At 55.7% G+C, this 17,421-nt stretch carries 11 protein-coding genes and 1 pseudogene; 4 read left to right on the plus strand and 8 right to left on the minus strand.

The window, feature by feature from the left end; genetic code table 11:
* Nucleotides 1–2 precede the first annotated feature (2 nt).
* Nucleotides 3–2,039, minus strand: a complete 2,037-nt coding sequence (locus tag NQT62_RS05485) for an oxidoreductase (protein WP_256763656.1) — start codon at nucleotides 2,037–2,039, stop codon at nucleotides 3–5.
* Nucleotides 2,040–2,172: 133 nt separating this feature from the next.
* Here NQT62_RS05485 and NQT62_RS05490 point away from each other — a divergent pair, with 133 nt between their 5' ends.
* The 4 genes and pseudogenes from NQT62_RS05490 (at nucleotide 2,173) to NQT62_RS05505 (ending at nucleotide 7,781) form a co-directional block, all read left to right on the plus strand.
* Nucleotides 2,173–4,776: an ABC transporter permease gene (locus tag NQT62_RS05490; protein WP_256763657.1), complete on the plus strand. Its 2,604-nt coding sequence runs from the start codon at nucleotides 2,173–2,175 to the stop codon at nucleotides 4,774–4,776.
* A 61-nt stretch (nucleotides 4,777–4,837) separates the two neighbouring features.
* Nucleotides 4,838–5,260, plus strand: a pseudogene (locus NQT62_RS05495) (group II truncated hemoglobin); the annotation flags it as partial.
* A gap of 104 nt (nucleotides 5,261–5,364) precedes the next feature.
* Nucleotides 5,365–6,804, plus strand: a complete 1,440-nt coding sequence (gene rmuC, locus NQT62_RS05500) for a DNA recombination protein RmuC (protein ID WP_256763659.1) — start codon at nucleotides 5,365–5,367, stop codon at nucleotides 6,802–6,804.
* On the plus strand, nucleotides 6,801–7,781 hold the full coding sequence (locus NQT62_RS05505) for an asparaginase domain-containing protein (protein ID WP_256763660.1): 981 nt from the start codon (nucleotides 6,801–6,803) through the stop codon (nucleotides 7,779–7,781). The genes rmuC and NQT62_RS05505 overlap by 4 nt, the downstream gene beginning before the upstream one ends.
* A 52-nt stretch (nucleotides 7,782–7,833) precedes the next feature.
* Here the strand turns inward: NQT62_RS05505 and NQT62_RS05510 are convergent, their stop codons facing one another.
* From NQT62_RS05510 to NQT62_RS05540, 7 genes are all read right to left on the minus strand, one after another.
* A complete protein-coding gene (locus NQT62_RS05510; RefSeq protein ID WP_256763661.1) occupies nucleotides 7,834–9,933 on the minus strand; it encodes a TolC family outer membrane protein in 2,100 nt (699 codons plus the stop codon).
* A gap of 18 nt (nucleotides 9,934–9,951) precedes the next feature.
* Nucleotides 9,952–11,115 (minus strand): Ig-like domain-containing protein, encoded by a 1,164-nt coding sequence (locus NQT62_RS05515; protein ID WP_256763662.1) that lies wholly within the window; start codon nucleotides 11,113–11,115, stop codon nucleotides 9,952–9,954.
* Between the two features lie 120 nt (nucleotides 11,116–11,235).
* Complete coding sequence (locus tag NQT62_RS05520; protein WP_256763663.1) at nucleotides 11,236–12,534, minus strand: HlyD family type I secretion periplasmic adaptor subunit; 1,299 nt, start codon at nucleotides 12,532–12,534, stop codon at nucleotides 11,236–11,238.
* The gene (locus NQT62_RS05525; RefSeq protein WP_256763664.1) at nucleotides 12,531–14,606 is read right to left on the minus strand and encodes a peptidase domain-containing ABC transporter; all 2,076 of its coding nucleotides are present in this window, start codon (nucleotides 14,604–14,606) and stop codon (nucleotides 12,531–12,533) included. Before NQT62_RS05525 ends, NQT62_RS05520 begins: the two co-directional genes overlap by 4 nt.
* 96 nt (nucleotides 14,607–14,702) lie before the next feature.
* Nucleotides 14,703–15,962: a molybdopterin molybdotransferase MoeA gene (moeA, locus tag NQT62_RS05530; protein ID WP_256763665.1), complete on the minus strand. Its 1,260-nt coding sequence runs from the start codon at nucleotides 15,960–15,962 to the stop codon at nucleotides 14,703–14,705.
* Nucleotides 15,959–16,552 (minus strand): molybdenum cofactor guanylyltransferase MobA, encoded by a 594-nt coding sequence (gene mobA, locus NQT62_RS05535; protein ID WP_256763666.1) that lies wholly within the window; start codon nucleotides 16,550–16,552, stop codon nucleotides 15,959–15,961. The genes moeA and mobA overlap by 4 nt, the downstream gene beginning before the upstream one ends.
* Nucleotides 16,549–17,418 carry a formate dehydrogenase accessory sulfurtransferase FdhD gene (locus NQT62_RS05540; RefSeq protein WP_256763667.1) on the minus strand — a complete coding sequence of 290 codons (870 nt, stop codon included), beginning with the start codon at nucleotides 17,416–17,418 and terminating at the stop codon, nucleotides 16,549–16,551. Before NQT62_RS05540 ends, mobA begins: the two co-directional genes overlap by 4 nt.
* Between the last annotated feature and the right edge of the window lie 3 nt (nucleotides 17,419–17,421).

The following is a 17,421-nucleotide window of genomic DNA, read 5'->3' on the forward strand; positions in this document are numbered from 1 at the left end:
AATTAAAGGGTCACGGCAAGTCGAGTTGCCTGGTTAATGGCCCGCTTGGCGTCCAGCTCAGCAGCCACATCGGCACCACCCACTCGGTGCACGGGGATACCCAAGGCTTTCAAAGGTTCTTCCATGTCGCGCAGCGGGTCTTGACCGGCACAAACAATGATGTTGTCCACCTCCAGAATTTCGGGCCCGTGCGCACTCATGATGTGCAGGCCGCGGTCGTCAATCTTCAGGTATTCCACGCCTTGCATGAAATGCACTTTGCGGCTTTTCAAACTGGCCTTGTGCACCCAGCCCGATGTTTTGCCCAAGCGTTTGCCCAGGGGCTCATCTTTGCGCTGGCAGAGCCAAATTTCCCGGGCAGGCGCAGGCGGCTGTGGCATGACGCGGTCAATGCCACCGGCATTGTTGGGGTCAAAGGTGATGCCCCACTCTTTCTTCCAGCTTTCCAGGTCCAGCGTTGGGGATGGGTGCGAGAAATCGTGCGTCAGGTATTCCGACACATCAAAGCCGATGCCGCCGGCACCAATGACGGCCACTTTTTGGCCCACAGGCTTTTTGTGCAGCAACACGTCGATGTAGCTCATGACCTTGGGGTGGTCCACACCCTCAATGCCGGGGGTTCGGGGTTTGATGCCTGTGGCCAAAATCACCTCGTCAAACTGACCGTCGCGAATGAGCTCTGGTGTTACGCGGGTGTTCAATTTCACGGTCACGCCGGTTTTCTTCAGCATCGCATCGAAGTAAACCAGTGTCTCGTAAAACTCCTCTTTTCCGGGAATCACTTTGGCCATGTTGAACTGGCCGCCAATCTGGCCGCTTTGTTCAAATAGCACCACGGTGTGGCCACGCCGCGCCGCTTCGATGGAGGCTGCCAAACCGGCCATGCCTGCACCCACCACGGCAATCTTCTTTTTGCGGGTCAGGGGGGCATCCACAATTTCGGTTTCATGGCAGGCGCGCGGGTTCACCAGGCAGCTCACCCGCTTGCCGCCAAACGCATGGTCCAGGCAAGCCTGGTTACAGGCAATGCACACATTGATTTCGTCGGCTCGGCCTTCTTTGGCTTTGTTGGCGAATTCCGGGTCGGCTAGCAATGGGCGGGCCATGGACACCATGTCGCACTGGCCGGATGCCAGCAGCTTTTCGGCCACATCCGGTTTGTTGATTCGGTTGGATGCAATCACCGGAATGCGTAGGGTTTTTTTCAAGCGAGCGGTCAACTCGGCAAATGCGGCGCGGGGCACCGAGGTGACAATGGTGGGCACCTTGGCCTCATGCCAGCCAATGCCGGTGTTCAGCAGGGTGGCACCCGCATCCTGCACCGCTTTGGCAATGTATTCCACCTCGTCCCAGGTGTTGCCACCTTCAACCAGGTCCAACAGCGAATGGCGGTAGATGATGATGAAGTTGGGCCCCACTGTCTCGCGAATGCGGCGAACAATCTCAACCGACAGTCGTGCGCGGTTTTCAACACTGCCGCCCCAGCGGTCGGTGCGGCGGTTGGTGCGTTTGCAAATAAACTGGTTGAGCAGATAACCTTCCGAGCCCATCACCTCCACACCGTCGTAGCCAGCCTCCTGGGCCAGTTTCGCGGCTTTTGCAAATGCAGCGATGGTGCGGCGAATGCCAAAGTCGCCAATTTCACGGGGCTTGAATGGGTTGATGGAGCTCTTGATATTGGATGCGGACACGCTCAACGGATGGTATGCATAACGGCCTGCATGCAGCAGCTGCATGACAATCTTCCCGCCGTGTTTGTGCACGCCTTCGGTGATTTTTTGGTGGGGTTTGATGGCTCCTTTGCTGCTCATTTTCGAGGCGAACGGGTACAGCCAACCCTCCAGGTTGGGCGAAAAGCCGCCTGTGACGATCAGCGCTGTGCCCCCTTTGGAGCGGGCTTCAAAGTAGGCGGCGAGCTTGTCAAAGTCCTTGTACTTGTCCTCAATGCCTGTGTGCATTGAGCCCATCATGATGCGGTTGCGCAGGGTGGTGAAGCCCAGGTCCAGGGGTGAATTCAGAATGGGAAATGCATCTGACACGTTACCGTCTCCTAAAAAATCGGCAATTTTTTGTAATTAATAGAATCTATGTTACTTCGCAGTAACCAAAAAATTTTGAATCTCTACTCAAATTAGCACGGTCGGTCATTTTTTTTTCGGCTTGCGGCCCTGTATGCCGCAAATTCCTGTATTGCAGCGCATCACGTGGAACCGTCCATATCGCTTCATGTCCTACACTGGTTCATTGTTGTATTCCATTATTTCAGGCATGGCTTCTTTGTCGTTTTCCACGTATTGGCTTCAGCAAAGCCGTCGCGCATCGTTTCGCATTTTATTTGCGGCATTGGTGCTCGCGGTGGCGGCCATTGCCTCGGTGGGTGTCTTCTCAGCCCGAATCGAAGCCGCCTTGTTGCGTGACGCTGCCCAAATGTTGGGTGGTGATCTCGTCATTGAAACCAAACGAAACCCGGTTAATTCACCTTGGCAAGCGCTGACACAGCAAACACCGTTCAACACCCTGAAGAAAGCCGAAAGTGTCGAGTTTCCCAGCGTGCTGCCGTCGGAGAAAACAGACCTGTTGGTGTCCATGAAAGCGGTGGGTGGCGCTTATCCGCTTCGCGGTCTTCTCAAAACCCAAAGTGTAGACGGTGGTGTGGTTGACACACCGAGTGGTCCAGAGCCGGGCGAGGTTTGGGTGGATCAAGGGGTGTTGGGCAGCCTCAACCTCAGTCTGGGTGATCTTCTCAGTGTTGGCGATGTTCAGTTGCCCGTTACCCGTGTCATTCTGGTCGAACCCGATCGGGGTGGTGGCTTTGTGAACTTTGCGCCCCGGGTGATGTTCAATCAGGCAGACCTCGAGGCAACGCATTTGCTCGGCATGGGGTCCCGTGCAACGTGGCGAACCTATTTTGTGGGTCCTGCCGGTACGCTGGACTCTTTCGCCATACAACTCAAACCGCTGCTCAGTCCTCAAGAGGAACTGGAGAGCCTTGCCAAAGGCCGACCTGAGGTCAACGGCACACTGACTCGCGCCCGTGATTTTCTCTCCATGGCCGCATTGATTGGCACGCTGGTGGCCTGCGTTGGCATCGCCTTGGTGTCGCATCTGTTTGCCCGTGAGCAAGCGGAGGAGTTGTCGCTGCTCAAAAGTTTGGGTTACACGCCCCGGCATTTGCTACGTCTGCAGTTGGCGGGCCTGGCAGTGCTCACATTGCTCACAGGCCTACTGGGCGTTGGTCTAGGTTGGTTGGCACACTGGGGCCTCATGGCTTTGCTGTCGGGGCTGATCACGGTCGAGCTTCCGCTGGCGGGTTTGTATTTTTTACCATTGGGTATGGTGCTGTCGGCTGTTTTGCTGTTGGGGTTTGGTGCTGCACCCACTTGGTTTGCATTGCAGTCACCCGCCATCGCGGTGTTAAGGGCTCGGCCGCTGCCCACGGGCCGCCGTCAACTGCTGGGTTCTGTTGCCCTCGGCGTATTGGCTGCGTTGCTGGTGTGTTTGCTCATGGTCAACAATCGAACATTGGCTTTGTTGCTGTTCGGCGGTTTTCTGTTCACGTCGACTGTTTTTGCAGGCGTGTTTTGGGCGTTGCTCAAAGGGCTGTACATCACCAGTCGGACTGTGGCGCAGCGCACAGCTCGAATCGACGTGTTCCAAAGCATGGCACGTCGCACTGGTCTGTTGGTGGTCCAGGGGGTGGCTTTGTCCCTGGGGTTGAGCGCGTTGCTCATGCTCTCAGTGGTGCAGGGGGATTTGCTCGACCGATGGCGTGCAGTCATTCCAGACCATGCGCCCAACCGCTTTGTGTTCAATATTCAGCCAGACCAAGTGGCGGGTGTGCGCTCTGCGCTAAGCACCGCCAGCGATGGACCTGTCAGGCTGTACCCCATGGTTCGAGGTCGCTTAACTGCCGTGAATCAACACACCATCACCGCAGACACTTACACCGACCAACGGGCGCAAGCCCTGGTTCAACGCGAGTTCAATCTCAGTTTTACCGATCAACTACCCGGTCACAATCGCATTCAGGCAGGCCAGTGGTTTGACCCCAAGGGCCAGTCGGGGCCTGAAGTTTCACTGGAGAAAGGCATGGCTGAGCGATTGGGGCTGAAGCTCGGCGACATGCTTGATTTTGATGTGGCGGGTTCGCCCTTGCACGCCAAAGTGACCAGTATTCGCGACCTTCGATGGGATTCCATGGAAGTGAACTTTTATGTGATCTTCCCCAGCGCCGTGTTGAAGGATTTCCCGCAAACCTGGATCACGTCGGTCTACCTGCCGCCCGATCAAGCGGTGGCGGTGTCCCGTCAATTGGTTCGCGAGTATCCCAACCTCACCGTGCTGGACACGGCCCTCATCATTGGCCAGCTTCGAAATATTTTGGCCCAGGTCAGCCGGGCTGTGCAGTTTGTGTTTTTGTTCACGGTGGCCGCCGGGGGCTTGGTGGTTGTGGCGTGTGTGCTGACCGGTGTTCGCAGCCGTTTGCGCGAGTCGGCGCTGTACCGTGCCATTGGGGCTTCCAGTGCCCAATTGCAGCGGGCTGCATGGGTGGAGCTGGCCCTTCTGGGCGGGCTGGCGGGTTTGGTGGCGGCTTTGGCTGCACAGGGTCTGGGTTGGGGTGTGGCTCGCTTCGTGTTTGAGTTTGATTACACAGTGTCTCCACTGTATGTTTTCGCCGGGGTGTCGGGTGGAATCGCCGTGTCTGTGATGTTTGGGGCTTGGTCTGTACGCCGTGTTTGCAATGCACCCGTGATGCAGACGCTGCGGTGGGTGTAGTGCGGGTGGCCCAGTGGGGATCGTCTACAATAGAGTCCATTGACGCACACAATCCATCCGAATGACCACTGAATCATCCAGCAACCAGCCTGCTCCATCCCAGCCGCCCATCGTCTATTTCGGCAGCACCACCGACGAACAATTGGACAATGTGCGTCGGTTGGTTGACACGTTCTACGACGAAATGGACCAAAATCCCGCCTATGCAGTCATCCGTCGCCTGCATCCGGCCAACCTTGACCATTCACGTGAAAAGTTTTACCTGTTTTTGTCCGGTTGGTTGGGCGGGCCAGACCTGTACAGCCCACAGTTTGGTCACCCCCGCCTGCGCATGCGCCACATGCCGTTTCCGATTGCCAGCAGCGAGCGTGATCAGTGGTTGTTGTGCATGGTGCACGCATTGCGGGTGCTTGAATTGCCCGAGCGGGTTATCGAGGGTCTGATGATGTCGTTTTTCAGAACTGCAGACTGGATGCGCAATCAGGCCGACCCCCCGGGCTCTGCCAAGGTGGGCAGCACCACAGGCGCATCAAATGAGCCTGGCCGCAACGGCATTCCGGGCATCACCATCAAAGGCGAAGACGTCCAATGAGCAACGGCAACATGGATTGGCTTCTGCCCGTTTTGCTGGTGTTGAGTTTGATACAGCTTGTGGGACTGTGGGTACTGTGGCGCCGCAGTCAAGGCGCTGTGGCCGATGCTGTGCAATTGCCCCTGCAAACCCTCCAGGCCGATTTGTCAGAAGCCCGCCATGCGCTTGCACAGCAGCGTTTTCAAGCCGATGAAATGGCCAAGCAATTGCACCAAATGGGGCTGGATCTGGAAGCACGCCTGAATCGGCAGGCAGAAGGCATGCAGGTTAACTTGGCCCAACAGCGCGGCGAAACTCAACAATTGTTGCAGGGTTTGCAAACTGTGGTGGGCAACCAGTTTTCCCAAGGCTCGCAATTGCAGGCTGAACGTTTGAACCAGTTTGCTGAAATCCTTCACCGCACCAATGCACTCATCAACGACCAATTGAACCAAATTCGCTTGTCGTTGGAGCAAAAGCTGAAGGACATTCAACAGGACAATGCAGGCAAGCTGGAGGAAATGCGTCGCACGGTGGATGAAAAGCTGCATGCAACACTCGAGCAACGACTGGGTGAGTCGTTCAAGCAGGTGAGCGATCGACTTGAACAGGTTTACAAAGGGTTGGGTGAAATGCAAAGCCTCGCCACAGGCGTGGGTGATTTAAAGCGGGTTCTGACCAACGTCAAAACGCGGGGTACCTGGGGTGAAGTGCAACTGCAGGCGCTGCTGGAGCAAATGTTGACGCCTGCACAGTTTGGCCAAAACATCAAACCGGTGCCCGGTAGCAGCAATATTGTTGAATTTGCGGTCCGATTACCAGGCAAAGAAGATGACAAACCCGTGTGGTTGCCCATCGACTCCAAATTTCCCAAAGAGCAATATGAGCGTTTGCTGGAAGCCTTTGATCGCGCCGATGCCGATGGCGTGGCAACGGCTTCCAAAGCCTTGGAGCAGGCTGTTCGTCTGGAAGCCAAAAGCATTGCTGAAAAATACCTGGCCCCACCGTACACCACCGACTTTGGAATTCTCTTTTTGCCCACCGAAGGGCTGTATGCCGAAGTGGTGAAGCGTCCTGGGTTGGTGGATGAATTGCAGCGGGTTCATCGGGTGACCGTGGCTGGTCCCATTACCCTCACCACCTTGCTCAATGCCTTGCAATTGGGCTTTAAAACGCTGGCCCTCGAGAAGCGTTCCAGCGAGGTGTGGACCATTTTGAGTGCTGTAAAAACCGAATTTGGCAAGTTTGGCGATGTACTTGCCAAAACCAAAGACACCCTTGAACGGGCTGCTCGCAATATTGAAGGTGCCGAACAGCGTTCACGTGTTATGCAGCGCAAGCTGAAAGGGCTGGACATGCTGCCAGAACAAGAGGCGATTCAAATTCTGGGGGTGGGGCACGGCGACGACGGTTCTGCCGGTGCAGAGCCGGATGATGACGAAGGGCTGGCACCATGACTTTACCGCGGCTTCATTTGATTGCCACGGGCGGTACCATCGCGGGTTTGAGTCATGTCAATACGGCGCCGGCCTCTTGGTCGTATACGGCAGCCCAATTGGGTGCTGAACAACTACTGCAGGCAACGCCAGAATTGCTGAACGTGGCGCAGTGGACCGTCGAACAGCCGTACAGCATTGGCAGTCAGGACCTGACACCTCAGCACCTGGTGGTCTTGCAACAATCGGTGTTGGCGGCTTTGCAAAGCCCCACTGTGGATGCTGTCATCGTAACGCACGGCACCGACACTGTCGAAGACGCGCTTTACTTCTTGCACCTCACAATTCCAGTTGTATGGCGGTCCAAGGCCATCTTGTTCGTGGCCGCCATGCTGCCATCAGACCATCCCAATGCCGATGGCCCAGACAACCTTCGGCAAGCTGTCCACCTGGCCCTAACCGGTGAACTGGGTGCATCACCAATGGGCTTGGTCATGAATGGTTGTTTTCTTCCAGCTGATCAGGTCATGAAATGGAGCACCGCGGGTGTTGCGGCATTTGAGCAACCGCTGGGCGGTGCGTTTTCGGACATGATGGATCTGGATGGCCCCAGTGCAGGTGCTTGTGCAGATTTTCATGCCCCATTGTTTGAGCAAGTGGAAGTGCCGGTGGTGTATTGCACACCAGGCCTTGCACCCTTGCGCTCACTGGAGTCGGCTTTGAAGCGCGGTGTGCAATCGGTGGTAATCGCGGCACCTGGCCATGGCAACATTCCAGAAATGCTGGTGCCCATTCTCAGGACATGTTTGCTGGCGGGTATTGATGTAATTAGGGCGAGCCGCGTGCCTTACGGTGGTGTTGAACAGGGCGGGGAATTCGATTCTTTGGATGCCTTCCGCTCGCCACAGCCTGGTTGTGGTGTGTTTCGTGAGGGCGGTTCGTTGAGCCTGAACAAGCTGGCCATGCTGGAAATGTTGAAACACGCCATGCCGGCTTAGGGTATGTTGGGCAGGAGGCGCGGCTTGCCCCCTGCATGGTCGAACTGCGTCTTTAAAGCTGCGTCATTTTGCTGGTCTTTTGCACAGGGCCGGGTGCCTTGGCCGAGGTGCCAGTCAATGGTTCGTTGCGCTCTCGAACAATTTGCCATTGTCCTCCCTGTTGTTTCCAGGTCAGTGTTTTCTTCGATTTTTCCTGATAGTTGTTGGAACGATAATTCTGCGTGAATGTCAGCTCGTAGACCGTTGGATCGTCAAAGTTGGGCACGACCTGAACATCGGTCATGTCAATTTCAATTTTCGCGGCAGACCTTAATCGTTCACGCCGGTTAACTTCCCAGGATTCGTAATTGCCTTGCTCCGGTTTGAACGTCGGTGCGTAAAATGCAATGTAGGCATTGACATCTTTGTTCTGCCAGGCCTTCAGCCATTCACTGGTTCGGGAAATCAGGTTTTTGGACACTGTGGCCGGGTCAACGGACTCTGCTGGCTTTTGAGGGGCTTGTGCAGTCATGCTCACTGGCAAGGTGGGCAATACACCGGGTGCTGCGTCTTGCTGCACCAAAGGTTGCGGCACGCTTGAGGGTTGGTCATTGCCCACTTTTTTAAATGCATCATCAAACCCGATGGCAGGCATTTGGAAACCCTGGATGTTGATCAATTCCGCCGGGCATCCCTCGGATTCTGCACCGGACTGACTTTGCTCTTTGTAGAGAATGACTTGCCGTTTTACAGGCTCTCCAGCTTTCACCAAGTCATCCACACCAAACAGGCCAATCAGTTGCCCAGTCGCCGACAGCAGGCGTAGTTTGGCAACACTCAGGTCTGCATCAATGTTGATGAGCCCGCGATGGGCTTGGTAGTACTCATTTTCTGCGCTGAGCAAGTCAAGTAAGCTGCGGCGGCCCACGGCAAATTGTTGCTCGTACGCGGCACGGGCTTTGGCGATCGCATCGGTTTGTGCCCGCAAATAATTTTGCTTGCGTTGCAAGCTGTTGACGTCAAAGAGGGCATTCTGACTATTTTGTCGGATTGCACGGCATGTCACCAACTTGTCATCCAGTGCCCGCATTTTTCGGTGAATGGCTGCATTCCGGCTGGCTGAGTCTGCCCCGCCACGATACAGGTTCATGCTGGCCAACACATCCACCGATGAAATTTGACGCTCGTCAAAGGTGGACAAATAATTGCTGTAAACATCGCTTTTTGCCCGCAAATCGATTCTCGGGTAGAAGCCCTCACTGGCTGCGGTCACTGCCTGTTTCGATGCCTCAATCGCCGCATTGGCTGCCCTCAATAATGGGTGCGTATTCAATGCAAACACCAGCCGCTCAATGTTGTCCACCTCGAAATTGGCTTGCAGTACGTACTGACCCTCATCGTTGATGGGCCATACCCGGTCTGTGATGCGCTGGTAGTTGCTCATCGCCGTAAATGCATTGGCTTTTTCGGTGGCGAGGTTACTCAAGGCCAGGGTGTATCGGCTTCTTGCTTGCTCCAGGTCAGACTCTCGGGCCACGCCACTCTTGACCTTTTCATCAATCTTGTTCATCAGGTCCTGATGAACTTTGAGATTGCGCTCAGCCAGTTTGACCAACGCTTGCGCACGCGACACATCAATGTGGGCACTGGACGCTTCAAATGCAACTTGGTTTGCCTTGTTCAAATAGCGGTAATACGATTGCATGGCATCGGCATACGATGCCAAATATCGGGATTGCGACGCAAAACCGTTGAAAATGTTTTGACGGGCTTCAATGCCGTATGAATTGGCATTGTAGGTGCGCGAGCCCACGGTATCGATCTTGGTCTTTTCTCGCCCAGTTGAACCCCGCAAGTCAACCGTGGGCAACAAGCCACCAAATTTCACATTGGCTTCTTCGATTTGTGCCGAAAGCCCCGATAGCTCTGCGCTGAGTGTCGGGTTGTTTTCCAATCCGATGACCACGCTGTCACGAAGCGGGTTTGGTTGAGTCGGTTCCCCTGCGGTGGAGAAACCCTCCGTGTTGGTTAAAGCAGGCTGTTCAACCGGTGTTCCAGATGGGATTGAATGGGCTGCCTGCTGCGCAAACGCAGGAATGTCATGCAGAACCACCCAAGCAGAAAGTACGGCAAGCGGCAGTGTTTTCAAAGCGAAGTGTCGAATCATGGACATGTGGGCAAGACGATAAAATTAAGCGGTGGCTAGAGCATGCTGCTCTGCCAGTTGTGAGGCGGCCATGCTGTGGTCAGCCGAATACACGGCATTGGCCCACGATTGCAAGTGCTGTTCAAGGTTTGAGTTCGCAGCCTCTTTGGCATGCAGGATGCTGTTGGAATGATCGTCTGCGTTGTGCAAAATGCAGCCGTCATAGGACTTGGAGTCCCATTGCTGGTCATGCATGCTGGTTGTTTTGGTGTCGCAGACATCCGCCGGTTCTGGCTTGCAATCCGATTGTTGTGGTGGGCAATCTGTGATCGGGGCTGGGCAATCTGGTTGGGCTGGCGGGCAGGCCGTGTCCTTCACCTCCACCACCACATGGGCACTGTCAGTCAGGCAACCATGGTCGCCGATGGTGTAGGTGATGACATCCTGACCGTGAAAGCCTTCCTTGGCGGTGTATTTCAATTCGCCGTTGACCACTTCAACAGTGCCATGCTCTGCAGTGGCGTTCTTGATGATGAGTTCGCCACATCCTTTGTCATTGCTCAGCACGTCAATCGTGACCGGGCAGGTACCCTCAGTGCTGGCGCAGTCGTCTTTCGCATCGATCGGTGTTTTGCAGACGTGGTTATCACAGTCGGATTTGGGAGGTTCGCAACTGGGTACCTGGGGTTCGCAGGGTGGGCATGGATCGCAGGGTTTGCAGGGCGGCGGATCTCCTCCATCGCTTTCACCGACAGTTCGGGTCTCCTTGGTGATGATTTCGGTGATGATCCGCTCATTGGGCGTGTTGGGCGGTGGACCACCGTTTTCAGTCACGCGTTGGGTCAGCTCGGGTTGAATGTCATCGTGACGCCGATCAACCACGTAACCATCGCTGATTTTCAGAATGTCAGAGGGCACCTCATGGTCTTGAGCGCCCACTGTGACGTATTTGCGAATCACACCTTTCTCAGGTGCTTGTTCGGCATCCAGTGGGTGAATGGTGCCATCTTTGGGCTTGATGACCCAGTCAGTTGGTCCTTCCAGTGGGCGCACCAGCTCGGGTGCCGAGATGTGTCCATCGGTGAACGGGCCCATTTGAACCACCCATTCCACCTCGGGTTTCTTCTTCAGTGTCTTGGGTGCCTTGCGGGCAATACCCAGGGTACTGGGGTCACAATGCTGCAGGGGTAGTGGGGTTTTCTCGCTCATGCTTGTCCTCTCCGTCCATCTGTCTGGTGTGTGGGCCAGGCGGGAGTTTGGTTCCATCCCACCGGGCTGCCAAACAGGTGATTCGTTGTGGAGAGGGCGAGTTAACCCGTTGTGAGGAAGTCAACGCTCCGTAAATGCTTCGGAGGTGCCTCTCAGAATGGGTTTGGTGAGGTAAGACAGCACAGAGCGTTGTTCGGTTTGAATGCTGACATTGGCCACCATCCCTGGCATTAGGCGAATTCGGGAATGCACGGCCTTTCGAGGCACACTCACTTTGACCACAAAATAGGGCCGACCCATTTCATCGGTCAGGCTGTCCGCAGACACCGATTCCACGCGGCCCTCCAGTGAACCGTACACAGCATAGTCGTAGGCGGTCACCCGAATTACCGCTTGCTGGTCAGGGCGTATGAAGGCCACATCCTTTGGGTTGATGCGGGTTTCAAAAATTAGTTGCTCATCCACCGGCACAATTTCAATGACCTCTTTTCCAGCTGGCACCACGGCGCCTTTGGTGTTGTAAAGCACACGTTGAACCAAGCCGTCCACAGGAGATTTCAACGTGGCTTGATTCACCCGGTCTGACAGCTCGATCTGATTTTGTTCCAGGCTGGCCAGTTTTGCTTTAACCTCCGATAGCTCCGTGCGCGCTTCGTTTTCCTGTTTCAACCGGGTTTCCTGCAGCTTGTTTCGGGCCTCGGCAACAGCAGACTGCAGGCGGCTGGCTTGCGCGGTGGCCCCTTCAAAATCGCCCTTGGCTTTCACAACATCCCGTTCAAGCCGCAGCACTTCCACTGGTGATACTGCACCGCTTTTTAGCAGCGGGCGGGTGCTGTCCAGTTCCTGTTGGGCACTGGCCAAGGTTTGCCTGGCTGCTGCTGCGCGGCTTTGTGCTTCATCCAGCTCCCGTTGGCGTTGCTGCAGTTGCTGTTCAACAATGTCGGTTTGTGCCCGCCATTCCTGCAACTTGCTGTCCAGTAACTTGCGCTCTTGGGCCACCATATCCGGGTAGTTTTTTTCGGTGTCCGCTTCTACCTCAAAACCGCTGCGGTTCAATTGGGCCTTGAGTCGCGCCTGACGCAATTGCATGGATGCATCCACCGCCTGTTTTTCACGCAGGCTCGACGAAAAACGGGTGGTGTCAATCTGAAGCAGGGTTTGACCAGCCTTGACCTCGTCGCCCTCACGAACAAGCACATCGGTGATGACGCCACCATCGACTGCTTGAATCACCTGAAGACGTTGACTGGGCACCACACGCGCCTCTCCTTGGGCAGCTTGCGGAACTTTGGCCACGGCCGACCACACCAGCAGCATCAGCAGGCCGATGGAGATTCTCCAGTTCATTTGGCGGGCGTGGTTGAGGCTGTGTTGCCATTTGCGCAGCTCACCCAAGTTCAATGTGTTGGGCCATTTCATGCGGATTTTCCCCCCTGACTTAAGGCCTGGGCCGCGGCCAGCACTTCGGCCCGTCCGCCCTGTGCATGAATTTCCCCACCTTGCATCAAAATCAGGTGATTGCAGGAGCCCAATAGATTCAATCGGTGTGTGGTCAGCACCACGATACAACTGGCGGGAAGCTCGCTTAAGGTGTGGATGAATGCCTGCTCGGCTTGGGCATCCAGACACGCGGTGGGTTCATCCAGCAAAACCAGGTTGGGGTTACCGCACAACGCACGAGCCAGGGAAACCCATTGGCGCTGGCCGGATGACAAATTGGCGCCCATGGGTTCTATCGGCGTGTTCAAGCCTGCAGGCAGTGACGCAAGCCATGCCTGTGCGCCCAGGCTCCGTAACACGCGTTCACAAGCGTCTGGGCCAATGTTTTGGCGGTAAAAACGAATATTGTCCAGCAACGTACCCTGAATTAGGTGAGGGGGGTTGTGCGCCATCCCGATGTGCTGACCTAGTTCAGCAGGGTGAAATTGCCGATGATCCAGGTGGTTGATGCGCAATAGTCCGCGGGCCAGGGGCAGTTGCGCAGCCAACGCACGCAACAAGGATGTTTTGCCAGAGCCCATGGCGCCGATAATGGCCACCCGGTCACCTGCCTGCAGGTTCAGGTGGACGTTTTTCAGCAGGTGGCTGTCGCGTCTCGCTGTGTCCAGTGTTTGGCCAGGTTTCAGGGCTGTAACAGACTCCAACGATACCGATGACAGTTGAGTCAACACGCTGTCGGCTGGGTGCTGTGGGGCATGGGGTGAGCCCATGGACTGGCTCAAAAACTGATGAAGATCCATGAAATGTGCTTGGGCAGACTGCGTATGTACCAACTGACTCTGCAGTTTCTGGATGGGACCAAAGCAGCGCAAGGTGAGCATGGAGACCGCAATCAGTCCACCAACGCTGATGTGCTGATCCACCACCAAGGCAACACCCAGCGCGATGGATGCCAGCCAGCTGGTTTGTTGGATCAAGTGCAGCCATTGCCCATTGTCAAAAAGCAAATTCCGAACAGTATTTTGGTCCAGACGTGAACGGAGCTGGGCCGTCGCGATTTTTTCAGCAACAGGCCATTGCACACCATAGTTCTGAATGGGTTCCAGGTTGGCCAATTGGTCGATCCACAACAAATGGCAATGGCGGGAAGACTGCATGTGCGCTTGGCTGGAGGCTGCCATGCGCCGGTGTGCGATCCACACCGCGAGCAATGCCGCGCCGGTTGCAAGCCCGGCAATGATTAAAAACAAGGGGTGAATGATGGCGATAATGGCCAAAAACAGCAGCAAGAAAGGCAAATCGACTAGGGCAACCAAAAACAAGCCCGACACCAGTTCACGCAGTTGCTCAAAAGAACGCAGGTGCTGCAGCAAAGTGGCTGGGTCGGTGCTTTGGGGGCGAGTGTTCAGCAATGCTTTTGCCAATTGGTTTGCACATTGAATGTCGGCCTGTGTGGCAGCATGTTCCAGCAGTGTGTGCCGTGCATGTTTCAAAGTGTGCTCAAACACCAAGCTGATGGCCACGCCAGTGAGCAGTGCCCACAAGGATGCGTAAGCTGAATTGGGAATAATCCGGTCGTAGACCTGAATGGAGAAAAAAGGACCGCTCAAGGCCAGCAGGTTAATCAGCACCGACGCTGTGATGACCGGCTTGAGTTGGGGTAAAGATTCACGGATGGCATCCATGAGCCAACGGCTTTGGCTCAGGGTTTGCCAAAAATCCAGCAAGCCCTGCACTGCCGATTTGGATTTTTGTACCGGGGAAGAGTCTCTGGGGGTGATTTCCAGTGCCCAGTTTTCATCGCGAAGTGCCCTTGCACCCAGATGCACCCATTCATCGGGGGTGACATGGTTGTGCAAGCGATAAGGCAGGTGGGCGGCGTCCAAATAGGCTTTGGCATGCGCCAGTGATGGGGGCAGGGCAGGTTCCCCAGGGCCCTGGGTGTTGGCAGGGTTGCTACTGCTAATTTGCGCCCACAGGTGTTCGTGGAATGGTTGCCCCAAGGCAGCCAGCCGCGCTTTCAGGGCTGTGGGAGGTGTATTTTCGGACATGCATCAGGCCGGGCGGTGAAGAGTGCGCCCATGTTAATGCGCAGCCCGGTGCCTGAAAATCACTCACATGGTTCACTCCACCGGTTGAGGTAGCGCTTAAATCAGACCCTCAAAAGGCCACACCTCAGCCGTGTCACCAACATTCAAGCCACCGTGCTCATGGCGCAATACCAACAGTCCGTCGGCTTCAGACATGCTGCGCAACACCCCGGAACCCTGAGCGCCGGTGAGGTGGGCCACCCAACCGTGGGCATCCCGTTCAAGCCGGACACGCTGGTATTCTGTTCGACCCGGTTTTTTCCGAATCGGACTTGCAACCCGGGCCATGATGGTGGGCAAGGGGCGAGCTCGCGCACCGGCCAGGTGGTGCAGGGCATCGCGCACAAACGCATAAAAGGTGATCATGACAGCCACCGGATTGCCAGGCAGACCGAACAGAACTGCCGATTGACCAGAATCTGGATTGGTGATTCGTCCAAAGGCCATGGGGCGCCCGGGTCGCATCGCGATCTTCCAGAAATTCACGGTGCCGAGCTTTTGCATCACGGTTTTGGTGAAGTCCGCTTCCCCGACGGAGACCCCGCCGGACGTGATGATGACATCGGCCTGGTTGGCTGCCAAACCCATGGCTTGCTCCAGTGCCTCGGGGGAGTCTTGCACAACACCCAGGTCGATGAGCTCCACAAATTCAAGCCTGCGTAACATGCCAAACAGCGTGTATCGATTGCTGTCGTACACGCAACCGTCATCCAAGGGTTGTCCCAGTGAGCGCAGTTCATCACCGGTGGAGAAAAAAGCAACCCGCAAAGGCCGATTGACTTTCACCTCTGGGACACCCAATGAGGCCAATAGACCCAAGTCAGCAGGGCGAATCAGTTTGCCTGCCGAGATGGCTGGTTTGCCACGTTGAAGGTCTTCGCCGGCCAGTCGCCGGTTGTCTCCGGCCGCGACAGCACCTGGCGGGAACTGGATGTAGCCCTCCTCGGGGGAGGATACGTTTTCTTGTACCACCACGGTGTCACACCCATCGGGCATCACGGCACCGGTCGTGATGCGCACACATTGACCCGCTGCCACGGTGCCCACGAATTTTTTTCCGGCCAAGGCTGTGCCGATGACTTGAAGGCGGGTCAGGCCTGCTGGCTCAATGGCTGAGCCTGACAACGCATAACCATCCATGGCCGAGTTGTTGTGAGCTGGTACGTCAATCGGTGACAGAATGTCCTCAGCCAATACCTGATTCAACGCCTCCCGAATCGCGACCCAGCGATATTCGGCCACCGGTGTCAGCATGCGCTCAATGGCCGCTTTGGCTTGCTCGACGGTTTGAAACTGGTTGGGTTCCTGGCCATTCATGCACGTGACTCCAACTCTTTCAGCTCTGCCAGGGTGTTGACGTTGTGGAATGCATCTTCATCGTCGAACTCAACCACTGCGTGGTTTAGCTTGGCGTACCATGCATCAATTTTTCGGCCACCGCTTCGCATGAATTCATCCAGGTTTTCGTAGACGTCGATTCGCATCATGCAAAACACGGGGTGGCTTCTACCCGCGGTGCTGGCCACGCTCAGCTGAAGGCTTGGGTCTGCTTCAAAAGGGGCTTTCAGTTTTTCAACCAGGTCTGCTGGGAAGCTGGGCACATCGCAGGGCACGGTGACCAGAAATGGAACATCGGCCTCGTAAAGAGCAGCATGCATTCCGGCCAATGGTCCCGGAAAATTGGCTTCCTTGTCGCAGATGACATGCACACCGAAACCCTCGTAGACCCCCAGATTTCGATTGGCATTGATGCATACACTGCCAACCTGGGGCTGCAGGCGCAGCAGGGCATGCAATGCAAGGGGGGCGCCTTTGAAGTTTTGCAAGCCTTTGTCAATGCCGCCCATGCGACGTCCTTGGCCGCCCGCCAGGATAATGGCGGTAATTTGATCAGGTGAAATATTCATGCGAATTGACTGCTGTTGAGTGTGATGAACCGGTTGGCGCCGGTGTACAAAAGGTAATGCTTGCCCTGGCAACGCCCAATCATGGTGATGCCCAGTTTGGTGGCGATGTCATGGCCCATCTGAGTCAATCCAGAGCGCGACACCAGAAACGGAATACCCATCTGGGCGCATTTGATGACCATTTCGGAGGTTAGGCGACCGGTGGTGTAGAAAATTTTGTCATCGCCTGACAGGCCCTGAAGCCACATCAAACCCGCGATGGCATCCACCGCGTTGTGCCTTCCCACATCTTCGACGAACAGAAGAATATCTCCCCGGTTGTCACCTGTGTTGGAGCACAGCGCACAACCATGAACGGCACCCGCCTGCTTGTAAATGGATTCATGTTTGCGCACGCGATCCATCACGGTGTACAGCACCTCCTGGCTCAAAGGGTGAGCCTGGCTTAACTGAATCTGGTCGAGATCGGCCATGAGATCACCGAATACGGTGCCTTGCCCACATCCACTGGTTGTGGTTTTCTTCTCCAGCTTTTGTTGATGCGCCGCGTTGTCCCACAGTGGAATGCCGGTTTCCCGCAATTGCCGGCTGGTTACCGCTACACTTTCCGTGTCCCAGTCCACTTGAATGGCGGCGATGTCATTCACGCTCGCAATGAGTCGTTGATTGCGAAGCCAACCCAAGGCCAATGCTTCGGGCTGTGCACCCAAAGTCATCAGGGTCAGCAGCTCGCGTTTGTCAAGGTAGAGGGTCAATGGGTGTTCGCCCGAAATATCCACCGGTATGTTGTCGCCGTGCTCGTTGATGGCAGTGATCTGGACTGTGCTGGGTATGCTGGCTTGGGTTAATTCAATCCGATGATTCATGCG

This window comes from Limnobacter humi, assembly GCF_024518835.1.
GTDB lineage: Bacteria > Pseudomonadota > Gammaproteobacteria > Burkholderiales > Burkholderiaceae_B > Limnobacter > Limnobacter humi.